Here is a 15429-nt window from a genome sequence, read left to right on the forward strand (position 1 = left end):
AGAGACAAGCACATGGCCGGTACGGATCGATCGCTGGAACCTACTCTCGGGGCATGCCCTGCGATCATCCTGTGCGAGCCCCAGCTTGGTGAAAACATCGGCACTACCGCGCGCGCCATGGCCAATTTCGGCCTGTGGGATTTGCGCCTTGTGCGCCCTCGCGATGGCTGGCCCAACGAGAAGGCCGTAGCCGCCGCCTCGCGCGCCGATCACGTGCTGGAACGGGTTCGCGTCTTCGAAACGCTCGAAGAGGCGATTGCCGATCTCAAGCTCGTCTACGCAACGACCGCCAGGTCGCGCGATATGCAGAAGGAAGTGCTGGGCCCCGAGGAAGCCTCCATCAAGATGGCCCAGCATATTGCCGCAGGGCAGGGCGCCGGCCTCTTGTTCGGGCGCGAGCGCTGGGGCCTCCTCAATGACGAGGTCGCCATGTCCGACGCTATCGTCACGCTGCCGGTCGAGCCGGCCTTTGCCTCGCTCAATATCGCCCAGGCCGTGTTGCTGATGTCCTATGAATGGCGCCGGCATGGCGGGGCCGGCACGGCCTTGCCGTTCAGCGAAGGGCTCGATGAGGCCGCGCCACGCGAGGAACTCACGGGGCTCTTTCAGCACCTCGAAGGCGTGCTGGACCAGACCGGCTTTTTCACCACGCCCGACAAGCGCCCCAGCATGGTCAACAACCTGCGCACGGCGCTGACCCGTGGCCGGTTCACCAGCCAGGAAATCCGGACGCTGCGCGGGGTCATCTCGTCCATCGACCGGCGCCACCAGCGGCCGAATCCCAATCGGCAGAAGCCCGCAACCGACAAACCAGCTACGGAATAAGCCCTGGCGAACCGTTCGGTACGATTCCGCCTTTGACCTTGCTGCGGCAAAGTGTCATGCCGGGGCATCATGAGCACGCCCCAGCCCACAGAGCCGTCGAAACTCGCCTTCACCTATATCGGTTTCCGCTTTTTCTGGCTCACCACGCTGCTGGTGAGCTTTGCGGTCCAGATCATGTCGGTGTCCATCGCCTGGCAGATTTATGACGTTACCGGCAACGCCTTCCTGCTGGGGCTGGTGGGGCTCTGCCTGTTCCTGCCGGCGCTGCTGCTGATCCTGGTCACGGGGCTGACGGCGGATCGCTTCAATCGCCGCGGCATCATGGCGATCTGCCTTTCGGTCGAGCTGATCTGTGCCCTGGCATTCCTGACCCTGGTCAATGCTGAAGCCCACGAGGTCTGGCCGATTTTCGTAGTGCTGATCTTCCTCGGCACGGCCCGCGCCTTCTGGGGGCCGGCTGCGCAGTCGCTGGCGCCCAATCTGGTGCCGCCTCAGGCTCTCTCCAACGCCATTACCGTCAATGCCTCTGCCTGGCAGTTTGCCTCGATCACCGGCCCGGCCGCTGGTGGCCTGCTCTATGGTATCTCGCCGACCTTCGCCTTTGGCACCGGCGCGGTGCTCCTGCTCTGCGCTGTCGTGACGGTGCTGCTGATCCCCAAGCCCGTCCAACGCGAGTCGCATCAGGCGACGAGCCTTGAAACCATCTTTGGCGGCTTCCGCTATATCTTCTCGAACAAGGTGGTGCTCGGCGCCATTTCGCTCGACATGTTTGCGGTGCTGATGGGCGGGGCCGTGGCGCTGCTGCCGGTCTATACCAAGGACATCCTGCATGCCGGCCCGGTTGAACTCGGGCTGCTGCGCGCCGCGCCGGGCATTGGCGCCATTCTCATGGCACTCTACCTGACCCGCTTCCCGGTGCGCGACCATGCCGGCAAGATCCTGTTCCTGTTCGTCGGCCTGTTCGGCGCCTTCACGGTGATTTTCGGTTTTTCGACGACCGTCTGGCTGTCCATTCCCGCCCTTGCGCTGGTTGGCGCCTCGGACATGGTCAGCGTCACCATCCGCGAAACCATCATGCAGCTTTGGACGCCCGAAGAGGTCCGCGGCCGCGTCAATGCGGTCAATTCGGTGTTCATCGGCGCCTCGAACGAACTGGGCGAATTCCGCGCCGGCACAGTGGCGCATCTGCTCGGTCCGGTGCCCGCAGTGGTCATCGGCGGCTTCGGTGCCATGATTGTTGCGGTGGTCTGGAGCCGCATCTTCCCGCAACTGCGCGAGCAGCGGCATATCGACAAGCGAATGGCCTAGAAAACCGGGCCTTTGGCTTGACTTGATGGCACTTGGACACTATCAAGCGCCCACCTATCCGACCTTAGGGTCTATAGGCGCACCCGGGATCTCCTGAATTTTTAGGAATCTGTCGGCTCTTGGAGACAAGGGCAAAGGAGGGCGCGATCCATTCTAACAAAGAAAGGGATACGCGATGTCGAAGCGTCATTCTGTAAAGTACAAGATTGACCGCCGTCTTGGCGAAAACATCTGGGGCCGTCCGAAGTCCCCTCTCAACGCACGTGCCTATGGCCCCGGCCAGCACGGTCAGCGTCGTAAGGGCAAGCTTTCGGACTACGGTCTGCAGCTGCGCGCCAAGCAGAAGCTGAAGGGCTATTATGGCTCGATCACCGAAAAGGGTTTCCGTCGTCTTTATGACGAAGCCAACCGCCGTAAGGGCGACACTGGCGAAAACCTGATCGGTCTGCTCGAAAGCCGCCTGGACGCCATCGTCTACCGTGCAAAGTTCGTTGCCACCGTCTTCGCCGCCCGTCAGTTCGTGTCCCATGGCCACGTTCTCGTCAACGGCAAGCGCGTGAACATTCCGTCCTACCAGGTCAAGGTCGGCGACAAGATCGAAGTGCGTGAACGCTCCAAGCAGCTCACCGTCGTTCTCGAAGCCGTCCAGCTCGCCGAACGCGACGTGCCGGATTACGTGGAAGTCGACCACAACAAGCTGGTCGCCACTTTCGGCCGCGTGCCCGCTCTGTCGGACGTGCCGTACCCGGTCCAGATGGAACCGAACCTCGTTGTCGAATTCTACTCGCGCTAAGCGAAACGAGTTTGAAACTGAAAGGCCGCCCCTCGGGGCGGCCTTTTTTGTTTTGAGGCTTGCACACCAGCCCCCCAAACCAGTTGTCATTGCCGGGCTTGTCTCGGTAATCAATCTCGCCTTCGCTGGGACCACCGGGACAAGCCCGGTGGTGACGATAACGGCTAGCAGGCCGCTCGCGACTAGATCGTGGCGGCGCTGCTCAGCTCTTCCTTGATCGGTTCCTGGTCCTGCGGGATGTAGCTCTCGAAAAGCTTCAGACGCATGTGGATCGACTGCAATTCGATAATCGTCGTCCAGGCGCGGGCGAAGAACTGGAACGAGCCAGCCACTTCACCAAACGCATTCTGCACCTGCTGGTAAACGCCGAGCGTAATCGTGCCGGCCAGAATCGAGGGTGAGAGCGTTAGTAGCGGCACATAGCCGGCCACCTGCAGGTAGGCGTAACGCGCCAGGTTGAAGTAGGTGTAGTGGAAGTAGAGCCGGAAATAGTTTCTCTGCACATTGGCGAAGAGTTCCCGGAATGCCGGCGGGTCGGCACGGTCGCCGTGGTCCTCGCCATAAACGAGTTCCTTGCGAAGTGCCGCTTCAACCTTCTGGTTTTCGAAGTTGAGCCCCGGCAGCTTGATGCCGACACCCCAGAGAAGCGCAGTACCGAAAGCGGCAACGACAAGTGCCACCCAGACAAGGCTACCGGGCACAGCACCGATCATCGGGATTTCCGTTACCGACTGGCTGAGAGTCCAGAGAATGGGCAGGAACACGACGAGCGTCAGCAGCGAGCCGAGGAAGCTGGTGCCGAGGTCTTCGACGATGGAGGCAAAGCGCATCGTGTCTTCCTGCACGCGCTGGGCAGCGCCTTCGGTCTCGCGCAGTCTTGGCCAATACTCCATGTAGTAGGATGTCATCGCCTTGCGCCAACGGAACACGTAGTGCGAGTTGAAGAAGGCGAGGATGACGAGGAAGATGATGTTGGGCAGCAGCACCGCCATCATCGTGATCACATAGGGCCAATATTCCTCAGGGCTGACCGCTCCCGGCTCGTTCAGGGCCCGTTGCAGCACGTTGAAGAAATTGCCCTGCCAGTCGTTCACGAAGGCGCTGAGCTGCACCTGGCTATAGGTGGCGAGGAATAGAACCGAGCTGCCAACGACGCTCCACCAGTACCATTGGTTCCGCTTGTAAAAGTACCAGAAGGCACAGAAGACCGCGGTGCAAAGCAGGATGTACCAGTATTCCCAGATGCGTGCGCCATTGAGGAAATTGGTGTCCTCGACGACGCAGTTGGCTACGGCAGTTGCGGTCGCCGCCGGTGCAGCGGCTTGCTGGGTGACTGGAGCCGGCGCGTTGGGATCGGTCGCCTGCGGACCGCCTTCCGGCACGGGCAGGGCATCTGGCGCTGGAGCAACCGGCGTTTCGGCCGCGGGCACCTGGTCGGGCGAACAGATCGTTGGCGACAGGAAGCGGTCGATGCTGATGACGTTGCGCACGGGTTCGCCGGCGAACTGGAAAATCAGCGTCGTCAGCAGCATCCATATGATCGCCGACGAGAAGAATATCTTGGGTACTGGGAAAAAAGAGCGGAACACCGGGAGACTCCAGGGTGTCAGGAGGATGTGTCATCTAACTGTGGCAATAGGCGTAAAACAAGGACGGGAAGTTAAGGTTTGGTAAGGTTTGCCTAACTCGCTTTCGCTTCCCCTCTGCGTCTTGAGGCGCTATCAGCTACGTAAAGATTTCAGAGAGAGTTTCGCCATGACCGCGGTGATGGAAGCCCCCGCCACGCCCGCTGATGACAGCGAATCCGGCGCGCACCCGATCTATGCGAATGCGCCGCGCTCGGTTGAGTTCAACAAGCTGCGCAAGCGCCTGATCCGCAATACACGCGAGGCGCTGGAAAAATTCGCCATGGTACGCCCAGGCGAGAAGTGGCTGATCGCCCTTTCCGGCGGCAAGGACAGCTACGGGCTTCTCGCGCTGCTGCTGGACCTCAAATGGCGCGGCCTGCTGCCGGTCGAACTGCTCGCCTGCAATCTCGATCAGGGCCAGCCGAATTTCCCCAAGCATATCCTTCCCGAATTCCTCGAAGGGCTGGGGATCGAGCACCGCATCGAATATCAGGACACCTATTCGATCGTGACCGACAAGCTGCCGGCCGGCGCGACCTACTGCTCGCTCTGCTCGCGCCTGCGCCGCGGCAATCTCTATCGCATCGCCCGCGAAGAGGGCTGCACTGCCCTGGTGCTCGGGCATCATCGCGACGACAGCCTCGAAACCTTCTTCATGAACATGTTCCATGGCGGCAAGCTCGCGGCCATGCCGGCAAAGCTCGTCAATGACGAAGGCGATCTCGCCGTCTTGCGGCCGCTGATCTATTGCGCCGAGGAAGACCTGCAGAAGTTTTCGGACGCCATGCAATTCCCGATCATTCCTTGCGATCTCTGCGGCTCGCAGGAAGGTCTTGAGCGCAATGCCATGAAGGCCATGCTGACCGACATCGAAAAGCGCATGCCCGGTCGCAAGGACGTCATGATCCGTGCGCTAGGCAACATCAATCCCAGCCATATGCTCGACCCGAAGCTTTTCGATTTCGCGGGTCTGACCCTCAATCAGAAGGAATAGAGACGCATGAATATCGAACGCTTGGCCGCCATCCTCCGACAGGCCGCCAAGGACGAAATCATGCCGCGCTTCCGCCGGCTCGACGATGGCACGGTGCGCTCCAAGGCCAATGCCTTCGACCTCGTGACCGAAGCCGATGAAAGCGCCGAGCGCGCCATTACCGCCGCAATCAATGCGCATTCGCCCAACACGGTGGTGATCGGCGAGGAAGCTGTCTCCGCCAATCCGAACCTCCTCAACGGGCACTTCGCAGACCGCACCGTGATCTATGTCGACCCGGTCGACGGCACCTACAATTTCGCTTCTGGCCTGCCGCTCTTCGCCGTCATGGCGGCGGTGGTCGAGAATGGCGAGACCGTCGCAGGCGTCATTTACGATCCAATGGGCGACGATTTCCTGATGACCGAGCGCGGCTGCGGCACGTGGCACGTTTTCCCCGACGGACGTCGCGTGCGCCAGAAATTCGCCGAGCCGACCGCGCTTGCCGAAATGGGTGGCCTCGCTTCGGTTTCCTATCTGCCGCCAGAGGTGCGCAGTCAGGTTCTGGGCAATCTGGCCAAGGTAAAAATGTTCGCCAATTACCGCTGCGCCGGCCACGAATACCGCATGGCCGCAGGCGGCCACGCGCATTTCCTGATGTACAACAAGCTCATGCCCTGGGACCATGTCGCTGGAGCGCTGATGATGCGCGAAGCCGGCGCCCATGTCGCCCGCTTCGATGGATCGGAATACAAGGCCAGCCACATTGATGGCGGCCTGCTCGTAGCGCCGAGCAAGGAGAACTGGGACGAGCTGCGGCGCGAGATTTTTGTCGTCTAGGCGCTTCCGAAAGCCTTAGCCGCAGCCTCTACGGCCCCGGCGCCATGCGGAATGTCGAGCACTGTCAAACCGGCCTCGATGCTCGCAAGTACACCCAGGACCATATGGGCATTCACATGTCCCATATGGCCGATACGGAAGAAGTCGCCATAGGCGGGTTCGTCCGATTTGGCCATGCCGAGGCCGACGCCAAGCGTTACGCCGGCCTCCGTTTCCAGCCATGTCCGCAACCGCTTGGCGCCGCCATTGGCGAGCCGTGCGGCCGTCACTGAATGGCCGCGGGCGCTCGGCAACGCGATGTTGAGCCCGATGTCGGCATTGTCGGCACTCCAGGCGTCCATGGCGGTCCAGACCGAGCGGGCAAGGCGCGCATGGCGTGCCCAGACCTTTTCGAGGCCTTCCTCATCGAGAATCATCGTCAGCGCTTCGCGCATGCCGAAAAGATGATGTGTCGGTGCCGTGCCGCCGAAATACAGCCAGAACTCGGCGCCGACCGTACGCGGTTCCCAATCCCAATAAGGCGTCCTGAGATCGCCATTGGCGCAGCGCTGCCGCGCCTTGTCCGAGAACCAGAGGAAGGCCAGCCCCGGCGGCATCATCAGGCCCTTCTGGCTGGCGCCGACCAGCAGATCGATTCCCCAGTCATCCATGCGCAGTTCGTCGCAGCCAAGGCTGGCGACGGCATCGACGGCGAGGAGGGCAGGGTGACCCGCCTCGTCCAGAGCCTTGCGCATGGCAGGCACGTCGTTCTTGGCCGAAGAGGCCGTGTCGACATGCGTGACCATCAGCACCTTGATGCTATGCTCTCTGTCGTCTCGGAGCCGCTGCGCTACGAGCGCCGGGTCAGCGGCGCCGGATTTGCCGCAGTCGAGCACTTCGACATCCACACCCATGCGCTGGGCGGAGCTGGCCCAACCCCAACCGAACGTGCCGGTCGCCACCTGCAATGCCTTGTCGCCACGCGAGAACAGGTTGGCATTGGCCGCCTCCCAGGCGCCGTGGCCATTGGCGATATAGATGGCCGCGTTGTGGCGCGTCATCGCCACGCGCCGGAGGTCGGCCATCAGCGTGTCCATCATCCCCACCACTTCGCCCTCGTAGATATTGGGCGAAGCGCGGTGCATGGCATTGAGCACGCGTTCAGGAACGACCGAAGGGCCGGGAATGGCGAGATAGGTGCGACCAGTCATGGGAGAATCCGGAGGGAAGATGCCCCAGCCTAGCGTGGACCGGGCGGCCCGCAACCCTCTTGTCACGACTCATAAGTCTATGCTTATGTATATGCATGAACGAAGCAGAGATATTCAAAGTCCTGGCCGATCCGACGCGCCGCGCGATTCTCGAGCGGCTGTCCGGCGATGAGTTGACGGCGACCGACCTGCGCGAGGGCTTTGCCATTTCGCAGCCGGCCATGTCGCAGCACATCGCCGTGCTCAAGGGCGCGGGACTGATCAGCGAACGCCGCGAGGGACGGTTCGCACACTATCGCGTCGATCCCGACGGCTTTGCGCCTCTGCACGGCTGGCTGGCCCGCTATCGCGATTTCTGGCCGAGCCGCATCGACAACCTTAGGGATCTGCTCAGGGAGATGGACCAATGAAGGACGACGCCGACACGCTGGTGTTCGAAACTGCCCTCGATGCTCCGCCTGAAAAGGTCTGGCGGGCGCTTTCCATCCCCGAATATCTCGAACGCTGGCTGCAGCCACCGGCAGACGCGGAGATTTCCGTGGTGGCATCCGATGAAAACCGGAGCCTCACCTATCGCTGGCGCGAGCCGGGCGAAGGCGTGGCGGCGGAACCCGAAGAGAGTCTCGTCACCTTCGAGATTTCGCCACGCGAAGACGGCGGCACCTGGTTTCGCCTGACGCATGCGCCGATGGCACTGCCAGTGCCGGCCAACAGCAATGAACCGGTGATGATGCTGGCCGCCTAAGGCCCACACGCACCGCCGAATAATTTCAAATCTCCAACCGAACGGAGGTCGCCTATGCGCGACATGATGCAACTCGTCCCCATGGTCGTGGAACAATCGAGCCGCGGCGAACGGGCTTTCGACATTTACTCTCGGCTGCTGCGCGAGCGGATCATTTTTGTGAATGGCGAGGTCGAGGACAATATGGCCTCGCTGGTCTGTGCCCAGCTGCTGTTCCTCGAGGCCGAAGCGCCGACCAAGCCGATCTACATGTATATCAACTCGCCCGGCGGCGTCGTAACTGCGGCGCTCTCCATGTACGACACAATGCAGTTCATCAAGGCTCCGGTCGGCACGCTCTGCATGGGCATGGCCGCCTCGGCAGCGACGCTCATCCTCGCCGCGGGCGAAGCTGGCCAGCGCGCCAGCCTGCCGAATACGTCGATCATGATGCACCAGCCCTCAGGCGGCTATCAGGGCAAGGTTACCGACATCATGATCCATGCCGAAGAGAGCATGCGGCTCAAGCGCCTGACCAACAACATCTATGCCAGGCATTGTGGACGGACATACGAAGAGGTCGAAGCCGCCTTGGAGCGCGATCGGTATATGGCCCCGGAGGACGCCAAGGCCTGGGGCCTTGTCGATCACGTCTATTCCGACCGCAGCCAACTGGCGCTGCCGAGCGCCGAGCCGGCAAACTAGCCAAGAAAAAAGCCACCCGGCGAAACCGGGTGGCTTGTTGCTTAGTGGGCTTCCATCACGGGTTCGCCCTTGGCATGGGCATATTGCTCACCAACGCCGAAGAGTTTGCCCTTCTCGGCAATGAGAATGCAGATCAGCGCCAGCACGCCCATGGCGAAATAACCCGTTGCCGCCGGCACGGTGGTGCCGTCAAAATGCTGGCCGGTATAGCCGCCGATCAACGCGCCGCCCACGGTCTGGATGAAACCGAAGACCGAGGATGCCGTGCCCGCCACGGCGCCCAGCGGCTCCATGGACAGCGAATTCATGTTCGACGAGGCCCAGCCGAAGCTGAACATGATGACGGCAAGCAGCGGGAAGAACAGCCAAAGAGGCATGAAACCCGCAAGCGCCAGAGCCAGCCAGATACCACTGAAAACGGTGAAGGACAGCATGGCACCATGGGACAGGCGACGCATCCCGAGGCGCCGGACGATGCGCGAATTGGTGAAGGACGACACCGCCATCAGGCCAGCCATGGCAGCGAAGGCGACCGGGAAGTAGACGCCGAGCCCGTAGATGTCGACATAGATCTGCTGGCTTGAGCTGATGAAGCCAAACAGCGCCCCGAACAGGAACATGCCGGCCAGGCCGTAGGAAATCGCCGGGCGGTTGGTGAAGACGATTTTGAAGCTCGTCGCGATGCCCGACAAGGTCAGCGGGCGACGCTTGTCCAGAGCCAGCGTTTCCGGCAGGCGCTTGTAGGTCCAGAGCCAGAAGGCGGCGGCGAGCACACCCATGAAGATGAAGATCGTCTGCCAGGGGCCAGTCAGCAGCAGGATCTGACCAACACCGGGCGCGATGATCGGAATGGCCATGAACACCATGAAGGTCAGCGACATGACTTCGGCCATTTCCCGGCCGGAATACCGGTCGCGCACCACGGACATGGTGATCACGCGCACGCTGGCCGCGCCCATGCCCTGGATGAAGCGCAGCAGCAGCAGGGCGCCGAAGGTCGGCGCGAAAATCGCAGCGATCGCGGCAACGATGTAGATGCCCATGCCGACAAGCAGCGGCGCGCGGCGGCCGAAGCGATCAGACAGCGGGCCGAAAGCGAGCACGGCTATACCCATGCCCAGCATGTAGGAGGAGACGACGAACTGGCGTTCGTTCTCGTTGGCGACACCCAGGGCCTCGCCCATATAGGGCAGCGCCGGCAGCATGACGTCGATGGCAAGGGCATTGAGCGCCATCAGCGCGGCCATAAGGGCAATGAATTCGGGGCGCGAAAGCACCCGAGTGAAATGGTCGGACATGATTATTGCTCAGAATAGGGGCGCCCAGGGGGAGGGGCGGCAGAATTACGGCCGGACCATGAACCTGTCCGGCCGCATTGGCAAGTCTATATCGTCAAATGACGATAATTGGAAATTTGTCCTCAGGCGGGCTTGAGGGCAAAGCTCGGCACACTGCGTTCGTTGATCGGGATATGCAGCGCCGCGGAGGCAAGACCCAGAACGATGCCGAGATACCAGACCAGGGCATAGGAGCCGGTCACGTCAAATGCGAATCCGCCAAGCCATACGCCGACAAAGGAGCCGAGCTGGTGGCTGAAGAAAGCCACGCCATAGAGCAGGCCCATATAGCGGGCGCCGAAGAACAGGGTTACGAGGCCCGCGGTCAACGGCACGGTCGAAAGCCATAGAAGGCCCATGGCGGCCGCAAAGGCATAGGCGGTGATTTCGCTCACCGGGATGAGCAGGAAGAGGCCGATCGCCACGGCGCGCAGGAAATAGATGGACGCCAGAAGCAGCTGCTTGGGCCATTTGCCGCCCAGATAGCCGGCGAGCAGCGAGCCGACGATATTGAAAAGACCGATGACGGCGATCGTCCAGCTGCCGACTTCAGGCGAGAGTCCGCATTGCACGAGATAGGCGGGCATGTGGACGTTGATGAAGGCGAGGTGAAAGCCGCAAACGAAGAAACCGATGACAAGCAGGCGGTACGAACCATGACCCCAGGCCCTGGCGAGCGCCTGCATGAAAGGCAAGTCGGCGTGACCGACCGGGTTTTCGGTGCGCCCGCGCAAGGCGTAGCTCAGGGGAATGACGAGCAGCAATGCCATGGCGAGATAGATGAGGGCGGATTGCCAGCCGAATGCATTGATGAAGCCCTGGCTGACAGGCGCGAAGGCGAACTGGCCGAAGGACGAAGCCGCCGTGGCGACGCCGAATATCAGCGAGCGCTTTTCCATCGGTACGGACCGGCCAAAGGCGGCCATGACCACCGAAAATGAACAGATGGCAATGCCGACGCCGGTGATGATGCCCGCCGTCAGGGTGAGCCAGCCGGCATTGGGGGAAAACGCCATGCCAAGAACGCCGATGGCATAGATTGCCGCGCCGATGGCGATGGTGCGACCCGTGCCGACGCGGTCGGCATAGGCGCCGGCAAAAGGCTGGGCGATGCCCCAGGCCAGATTCTGGATTGCCATGGCCATGCCCCAGCTCTCGCGCGTCAGCCCGAGGTCACCTGTCATTGGCAGGGTAAAGAGGCCAAAACTGGTGCGGACGCCATTGCCGATGGCTGCCACGATGCAGCCGGCGATGATCAGCACGAGCAGCGGTACTGCGGGGCGAAGGGCGGAAGTATTCATGGGGATCATCCGGACGATAGAGTCTTTTAGTACGCCCGGGTCGTCATCACGCAAAGCGATATTCTCGAATGGGCTCCATCAGTTCCCGTGATGACTTGACCCTGTCCGGTGGGGGTGGGAACAAAACGCATGAACCTTGTTGAGCTTCACCCCAAGAACTACAGGCGACTAAGAACCCTCTCGGCGGCGGCCGGTGAAATCCACCTCAGCATTGCCGCCGTCATCGAAGGGATGGCCGAAGGGGCGATACACGTCGATGATGTGGAGCAACCCACGCTTGCTGTGCTCGATGGGCCAGAGGGCACCTATCTGCTTGGCGGTGCTGAGTTGTCTCCTGATGTCGCTCAGGCATTGGCGGATCACCTCGACGATTGGGTCTATCTCCACGTCACCGGCACAGAGCCAGTGCCATCGGCGCTGCCCAGTGCCTATTTGCTTCGGCATCCTCGGCTAGTGTTCTCGTTGCCACTTGATGTCTCGCCCCCGCAGGCTTTGCCCGCGGGTTACCGGATCGTCCGGGAGGCGGCCAACTTTGGCCACCGCGTCTTCTTTGGCGAACAAGAAGTCTCTCGCTGCCTGCCCGATGTCATTCTGGGCAACCGGGCCGAGATCGGCGTCTGGACACACGCTGATCATCGCCGTCGTGGACTTGCCGGCCACGCGCTTAGGGCGACCCTCCTGGCGGCCAGCGCTGCCGGTGTCTGCCACATGGGTTGGCATTGCCACGCCTCCAACCGCGGTTCTATCGCCCTTGCCCGTAGCGTGGGCGCCGGGGAGCCCATTCCCACCACAGCCTTCAGCGCTTCGCTGCCGGCCGAAAACTGCGGCGATCTGACAACCGGGGAGTGGCTAGGTCTCGCCCAGCACTTCCTCGCCGGACGGGATGAGATCGTCTGGCTCGGATTTCATGCCGCCTGTGCGCTTGCCTGCGCAGGTGAGGCAGACCTTGCGCTCGACGTCATTGATCGCCTTGTTGACGACCGCTGGCACGGCAGCCCGTCCTGGCTGGTGCACAATTGGGCACTGGCTGATCTTGTGAAGCATCCGCGGATGCTTGCTGCCGTCGCCCGCCTCGAAAAGCAAAAGGCCCCGCCGGGCTAGGGCAGGGCCTTCAAATTCCCGACAAGCGAGCGATCAGGCGCTCTGCTTGACTGCGATGCCGGCCTGCTGCAGGTGCGTCTGCAATTCGCCCGACTGGAACATTTCGCGGGTGATATCGGCGCCGCCGATGAATTCGCCCTTTACATAGAGCTGCGGAATGGTCGGCCAGTTGGAATAGGCCTTGATGCCATCGCGCAGTTCGGCGCTTTCGAGCACGTTGGCGCTGTCATAGTCGATGCCGAGATAGTTCAGGATCTGAACGACCTGGCCGGAGAAGCCGCACTGCGGGAAATCGGGCGTGCCCTTCATGAAAAGGAACACGTCGTTGTTCTTCACCTTCTCATCGATAAAGGCGTTGATATCGGTCATGGGGAGGAGCCTTTCAGTAAACCGGGGTCAAGGCCCGGCGGAACTCAGTCATTAAATAGGACAGGACTGTGGCGCTGTCGAGATCGGCCATCGGCGGATGGCGATGTTTGTCATTGTGTCGCGGTGCAGCGCTTTTCGCCGGTTGCCGTCACTTCGCCGGAGGCGACATCAAGCACTCGCTCTTCGGCAATGATCGCCCCAAGGCCGTTCGCTGTGTACTCGCCAAATTCGGGGCAGTTCTTGGCCGTTCCCGCCTTGGTCCGCTGCCAGTAAGTCACGGTCTCGTCAGCCACTGTCACTTCGTCATCGGCCGGTTCGTCGATGAAAAGGTTCTGATTGGCAAGGTCATAGATGACAATATCGCCGTCAGGCCCGGTCGAGCGGGTCAGTACCAGATAGTTGCCCGCAAGGCCCTGATACCAAAGCGGTTCTCCGTCCGGATTGACGAGGAAATCGCCCTCACGCTCGGCATACTCGCACTTGATCTTGCCGCGGGCCGGAGCGCGGGCAAGGATGTTCATGCCGACGTCCTCGGAGCGCTCCTGGGCGATGACGAGGAAATTCCCGTTCTGGAAGCACAGGGCTTCCTGGGCAAATGTGGGCACGGCGAACGCAGCAAATGCAGCGGCGGCAAGGGCCAGGCGGATCATCGTCAACTCCAAGGGCTGGTTCAGGCCGGCGCGGTCGTCTTGAGCCGCGCGGCAATCCAGGGGTGGTTGGCACAGTCTGCGACTGTATCGAACAAAACTGCCTCCCAGCCATGTTTGTGTGCTGCGTCAACGACTTTTGGTGTGTCGTCGAAGAACAAGGGTGGCAGTTCGGAGGACGGCATCCTTTCCTCTGCCATCTCGTAGAACTTCTTATGCGCTTTGGTCCGGCCAAATCGGGCCGAGTAGAACATGTCCTCAAAAATGTCCTTGAGGCCCAGGGACTGCCAAAGAAACTGCGCGCGGCTGTGGTCCTGATTGGTGGCCAGATAGAGCCTGATTTCCGGATGCGCCTTCAGCTTCTGGACGGTCTCGATCATGGTCGAGTTCGGAAAGCAGTCATGGCTCATCCAGAGATCGAGCACGGTCATCGTTGAACCCTTGTAGCCAAAGGCCCGCAAGCGCCGGTCGAGTGCTTCTACCATGGGGACCTCGCCGATAAGCACGCGCTTCATGAAGATGTCGTGGATGAATTCCCGCTGAAAGCGGTCCGCGTTGATGCCGAGGCCGCGGAGCTTGTCATCGAAGGTTTCGTGCAGGTCGGGGCGGGCGTGGTAGCCGTGGACAAGCACACCATCGACATCAAAGATCACCGCGCGTGTCATGCTTTGCCCCCTGCTGCTTGAACGCATATCGGATGCCCTTGCCCTCGAGCGCTTCGCCCGCAAAGCGCGGGATGATGTGAAGATGCGTGTGGAATACGTTCTGTCCGCCAACCGCACCGACATTCCAGCCCAAAGTGTAGCCATCGGGCTGATGGCTCGAGAAATGCTCACGAGCGGCCGCGAGCGCCGGGCCGAAGTCGGCCCATTCCTCAGGCGTCATCTCGAAGGGGTTTTCGCTATGGCGGTGAGGCACGATCATGCCGGCGCGCTGCAAGGCGGGATCACGGCTGGCGAGGACATAAAAATACTGCGTTTCGAGCACAGCGCTGTCGGACAAGAGGCCATTGGCCCGGCAGAACCTGCAACCCGGTTCAGTCATGGCCGCCGCGCCGGCCTGGCTCCGAGCCCGACGAGAACGTCGCCGGGAATGGCGAGCGCTAGAATAACGTCCGCATGCCGGCGGAAACCGACCAGTTCGCGTTGCACGAAATAGGACCACACGGCGTCCCGAGCATCGTCGAGGACGACCTCTCGATTGGCCGATGCTTCGGCCAATGCCTTCAGCGTCTTGATGACTCTGGCTTCTGCCGCGCCGAGCGAGCTGGCCCGCTCGGCCGCAATTTCATGGTCAATTGCCGCAGTACCGGCCTCGGGCCGAACCATGCGGATCAGGTCGAGCGACTCGCGCAGGCCTGACATTCAGCTTATTCGGGTATGCTGGTTTGGAGGGCCAATGCATGCAGTGCACCGCCCATGTCGCCCTGCAGGCTGTCATAGACCATCTTGTGCTGCTGCACGCGAGTCTTGCCTCGAAAGCTCTCGGAAATCACGGAGGCTGCCCAGTGATCGCCGTCGCCGGCAAGGTCGCGAATTTCGATTTCAGCATCGGGCAGGGCAGCCTTGATGCGGCGCTCGATCTCGGTGGCGTCCATTGGCATGTGCAGTCTCCCGTGCTCGTTTCTGCCGTTTCCGGCGCATGTCCTTGATATGGCACGCGAGTGCGGCAGCTTCAATATCGGGCCG

19 protein-coding genes are annotated in these 15429 nt (G+C 61.5%); 9 read left to right on the plus strand and 10 right to left on the minus strand.

What is annotated here, in order from left to right; all coding sequences use genetic code 11:
- Nucleotides 1-12 precede the first annotated feature (12 nt).
- The 3 genes from ACSQ2A_RS18190 to rpsD all read left to right on the plus strand — a co-directional run bounded on the left by ACSQ2A_RS18190 (nt 13) and on the right by rpsD (nt 2926).
- The gene (locus tag ACSQ2A_RS18190; RefSeq protein WP_436073370.1) at nt 13-825 is read left to right on the plus strand and encodes an RNA methyltransferase; all 813 of its coding nucleotides are present in this window, start codon (nt 13-15) and stop codon (nt 823-825) included.
- A gap of 69 nt (nt 826-894) precedes the next feature.
- Nucleotides 895-2133: an MFS transporter gene (locus tag ACSQ2A_RS18195; protein ID WP_295411669.1), complete on the plus strand. Its 1239-nt coding sequence runs from the start codon at nt 895-897 to the stop codon at nt 2131-2133.
- A 175-nt stretch (nt 2134-2308) separates the two neighbouring features.
- The gene (gene rpsD, locus ACSQ2A_RS18200) at nt 2309-2926 is read left to right on the plus strand and encodes a 30S ribosomal protein S4 (RefSeq protein ID WP_436073371.1); all 618 of its coding nucleotides are present in this window, start codon (nt 2309-2311) and stop codon (nt 2924-2926) included.
- Between the two features lie 182 nt (nt 2927-3108).
- Here the strand turns inward: rpsD and ACSQ2A_RS18205 are convergent, their stop codons facing one another.
- The gene (locus ACSQ2A_RS18205; RefSeq protein WP_436073372.1) at nt 3109-4515 is read right to left on the minus strand and encodes a peptide transporter; all 1407 of its coding nucleotides are present in this window, start codon (nt 4513-4515) and stop codon (nt 3109-3111) included.
- Between the two features lie 178 nt (nt 4516-4693).
- On the opposite strand from ACSQ2A_RS18205, the gene ttcA reads away from it, so the two are divergent.
- On the plus strand, nt 4694-5548 hold the full coding sequence (gene ttcA, locus ACSQ2A_RS18210) for a tRNA 2-thiocytidine(32) synthetase TtcA (protein ID WP_436073593.1): 855 nt from the start codon (nt 4694-4696) through the stop codon (nt 5546-5548).
- 6 nt (nt 5549-5554) lie between these two features.
- Nucleotides 5555-6367: an inositol monophosphatase family protein gene (locus ACSQ2A_RS18215; protein WP_436073373.1), complete on the plus strand. Its 813-nt coding sequence runs from the start codon at nt 5555-5557 to the stop codon at nt 6365-6367.
- On the opposite strand, the gene ACSQ2A_RS18220 is transcribed toward ACSQ2A_RS18215, so the two are convergent.
- Nucleotides 6364-7557 carry a pyridoxal-phosphate-dependent aminotransferase family protein gene (locus ACSQ2A_RS18220; RefSeq protein ID WP_436073374.1) on the minus strand — a complete coding sequence of 398 codons (1194 nt, stop codon included), beginning with the start codon at nt 7555-7557 and terminating at the stop codon, nt 6364-6366. The genes ACSQ2A_RS18215 and ACSQ2A_RS18220 overlap by 4 nt on opposite strands.
- A gap of 95 nt (nt 7558-7652) precedes the next feature.
- Here ACSQ2A_RS18220 and ACSQ2A_RS18225 point away from each other — a divergent pair, with 95 nt between their 5' ends.
- From ACSQ2A_RS18225 to ACSQ2A_RS18235, 3 genes are read left to right on the plus strand one after another with little or no spacing between them, the layout of a single operon-like run.
- A complete protein-coding gene (locus ACSQ2A_RS18225) occupies nt 7653-7967 on the plus strand; it encodes an ArsR/SmtB family transcription factor (protein ID WP_436073375.1) in 315 nt (104 codons plus the stop codon).
- Nucleotides 7964-8302, plus strand: coding sequence for an SRPBCC family protein (locus ACSQ2A_RS18230; protein ID WP_436073376.1), 339 nt, complete (start codon nt 7964-7966; stop codon nt 8300-8302). The genes ACSQ2A_RS18225 and ACSQ2A_RS18230 overlap by 4 nt, the downstream gene beginning before the upstream one ends.
- Nucleotides 8303-8356: 54 nt before the next feature.
- Nucleotides 8357-8986, plus strand: a complete 630-nt coding sequence (locus tag ACSQ2A_RS18235) for an ATP-dependent Clp protease proteolytic subunit (protein ID WP_436073377.1) — start codon at nt 8357-8359, stop codon at nt 8984-8986.
- Between the two features lie 41 nt (nt 8987-9027).
- Here ACSQ2A_RS18235 and ACSQ2A_RS18240 read toward each other — a convergent pair whose 3' ends face one another.
- A complete protein-coding gene (locus ACSQ2A_RS18240) occupies nt 9028-10284 on the minus strand; it encodes a multidrug effflux MFS transporter (RefSeq protein ID WP_436073378.1) in 1257 nt (418 codons plus the stop codon).
- 122 nt (nt 10285-10406) lie between these two features.
- Complete coding sequence (locus ACSQ2A_RS18245; protein WP_436073379.1) at nt 10407-11624, minus strand: MFS transporter; 1218 nt, start codon at nt 11622-11624, stop codon at nt 10407-10409.
- 129 nt (nt 11625-11753) lie between these two features.
- On the opposite strand from ACSQ2A_RS18245, the gene ACSQ2A_RS18250 reads away from it, so the two are divergent.
- The gene (locus tag ACSQ2A_RS18250; protein ID WP_436073380.1) at nt 11754-12725 is read left to right on the plus strand and encodes a GNAT family N-acetyltransferase; all 972 of its coding nucleotides are present in this window, start codon (nt 11754-11756) and stop codon (nt 12723-12725) included.
- Between the two features lie 33 nt (nt 12726-12758).
- Here the strand turns inward: ACSQ2A_RS18250 and grxD are convergent, their stop codons facing one another.
- From grxD to ACSQ2A_RS18280, 6 genes are all read right to left on the minus strand, one after another.
- Nucleotides 12759-13094, minus strand: coding sequence for a Grx4 family monothiol glutaredoxin (gene grxD / locus ACSQ2A_RS18255; RefSeq protein WP_295411678.1), 336 nt, complete (start codon nt 13092-13094; stop codon nt 12759-12761).
- A gap of 110 nt (nt 13095-13204) precedes the next feature.
- Complete coding sequence (locus ACSQ2A_RS18260; protein WP_436073381.1) at nt 13205-13744, minus strand: hypothetical protein; 540 nt, start codon at nt 13742-13744, stop codon at nt 13205-13207.
- A gap of 20 nt (nt 13745-13764) precedes the next feature.
- Nucleotides 13765-14406 carry an HAD family hydrolase gene (locus ACSQ2A_RS18265; protein WP_436073382.1) on the minus strand — a complete coding sequence of 214 codons (642 nt, stop codon included), beginning with the start codon at nt 14404-14406 and terminating at the stop codon, nt 13765-13767.
- Nucleotides 14384-14785, minus strand: a complete 402-nt coding sequence (locus tag ACSQ2A_RS18270; RefSeq protein ID WP_436073383.1) for an HIT family protein — start codon at nt 14783-14785, stop codon at nt 14384-14386. Before ACSQ2A_RS18270 ends, ACSQ2A_RS18265 begins: the two co-directional genes overlap by 23 nt.
- The gene (locus ACSQ2A_RS18275) at nt 14782-15105 is read right to left on the minus strand and encodes a DUF6665 family protein (RefSeq protein ID WP_436073384.1); all 324 of its coding nucleotides are present in this window, start codon (nt 15103-15105) and stop codon (nt 14782-14784) included. The genes ACSQ2A_RS18270 and ACSQ2A_RS18275 overlap by 4 nt, the downstream gene beginning before the upstream one ends.
- Nucleotides 15106-15110: 5 nt before the next feature.
- Nucleotides 15111-15344, minus strand: a complete 234-nt coding sequence (locus ACSQ2A_RS18280) for a BolA/IbaG family iron-sulfur metabolism protein (protein ID WP_035083355.1) — start codon at nt 15342-15344, stop codon at nt 15111-15113.
- Nucleotides 15345-15429: the final 85 nt, after the last annotated feature.

This window comes from Devosia sp. LjRoot3, from assembly GCF_964252865.1.
Classification (GTDB): Bacteria; Pseudomonadota; Alphaproteobacteria; order Rhizobiales; family Devosiaceae; genus Devosia.

Coding starts and splice junctions, on each gene's coding strand:
- ACSQ2A_RS18265 (WP_436073382.1), bottom strand. CDS start 14,406: ATGACACGCGCGGTGATCTTTGATGTCGATGGTGTGCTTGTCCACGGC.
- ACSQ2A_RS18245 (WP_436073379.1), bottom strand. CDS start 11,624: ATGAATACTTCCGCCCTTCGCCCCGCAGTACCGCTGCTCGTGCTGATC.
- ACSQ2A_RS18280 (WP_035083355.1), bottom strand. CDS start 15,344: ATGCCAATGGACGCCACCGAGATCGAGCGCCGCATCAAGGCTGCCCTG.
- ACSQ2A_RS18230 (WP_436073376.1), top strand. CDS start 7,964: ATGAAGGACGACGCCGACACGCTGGTGTTCGAAACTGCCCTCGATGCT.
- ACSQ2A_RS18240 (WP_436073378.1), bottom strand. CDS start 10,284: ATGTCCGACCATTTCACTCGGGTGCTTTCGCGCCCCGAATTCATTGCC.
- grxD (WP_295411678.1), bottom strand. CDS start 13,094: ATGACCGATATCAACGCCTTTATCGATGAGAAGGTGAAGAACAACGAC.
- ACSQ2A_RS18190 (WP_436073370.1), top strand. CDS start 13: ATGGCCGGTACGGATCGATCGCTGGAACCTACTCTCGGGGCATGCCCT.
- ACSQ2A_RS18250 (WP_436073380.1), top strand. CDS start 11,754: ATGAACCTTGTTGAGCTTCACCCCAAGAACTACAGGCGACTAAGAACC.
- ACSQ2A_RS18260 (WP_436073381.1), bottom strand. CDS start 13,744: ATGATCCGCCTGGCCCTTGCCGCCGCTGCATTTGCTGCGTTCGCCGTG.
- ACSQ2A_RS18215 (WP_436073373.1), top strand. CDS start 5,555: ATGAATATCGAACGCTTGGCCGCCATCCTCCGACAGGCCGCCAAGGAC.
- ACSQ2A_RS18270 (WP_436073383.1), bottom strand. CDS start 14,785: ATGACTGAACCGGGTTGCAGGTTCTGCCGGGCCAATGGCCTCTTGTCC.
- ACSQ2A_RS18220 (WP_436073374.1), bottom strand. CDS start 7,557: ATGACTGGTCGCACCTATCTCGCCATTCCCGGCCCTTCGGTCGTTCCT.
- ACSQ2A_RS18235 (WP_436073377.1), top strand. CDS start 8,357: ATGCGCGACATGATGCAACTCGTCCCCATGGTCGTGGAACAATCGAGC.
- ACSQ2A_RS18275 (WP_436073384.1), bottom strand. CDS start 15,105: ATGTCAGGCCTGCGCGAGTCGCTCGACCTGATCCGCATGGTTCGGCCC.
- rpsD (WP_436073371.1), top strand. CDS start 2,309: ATGTCGAAGCGTCATTCTGTAAAGTACAAGATTGACCGCCGTCTTGGC.
- ACSQ2A_RS18195 (WP_295411669.1), top strand. CDS start 895: ATGAGCACGCCCCAGCCCACAGAGCCGTCGAAACTCGCCTTCACCTAT.
- ACSQ2A_RS18225 (WP_436073375.1), top strand. CDS start 7,653: ATGAACGAAGCAGAGATATTCAAAGTCCTGGCCGATCCGACGCGCCGC.
- ttcA (WP_436073593.1), top strand. CDS start 4,694: ATGGAAGCCCCCGCCACGCCCGCTGATGACAGCGAATCCGGCGCGCAC.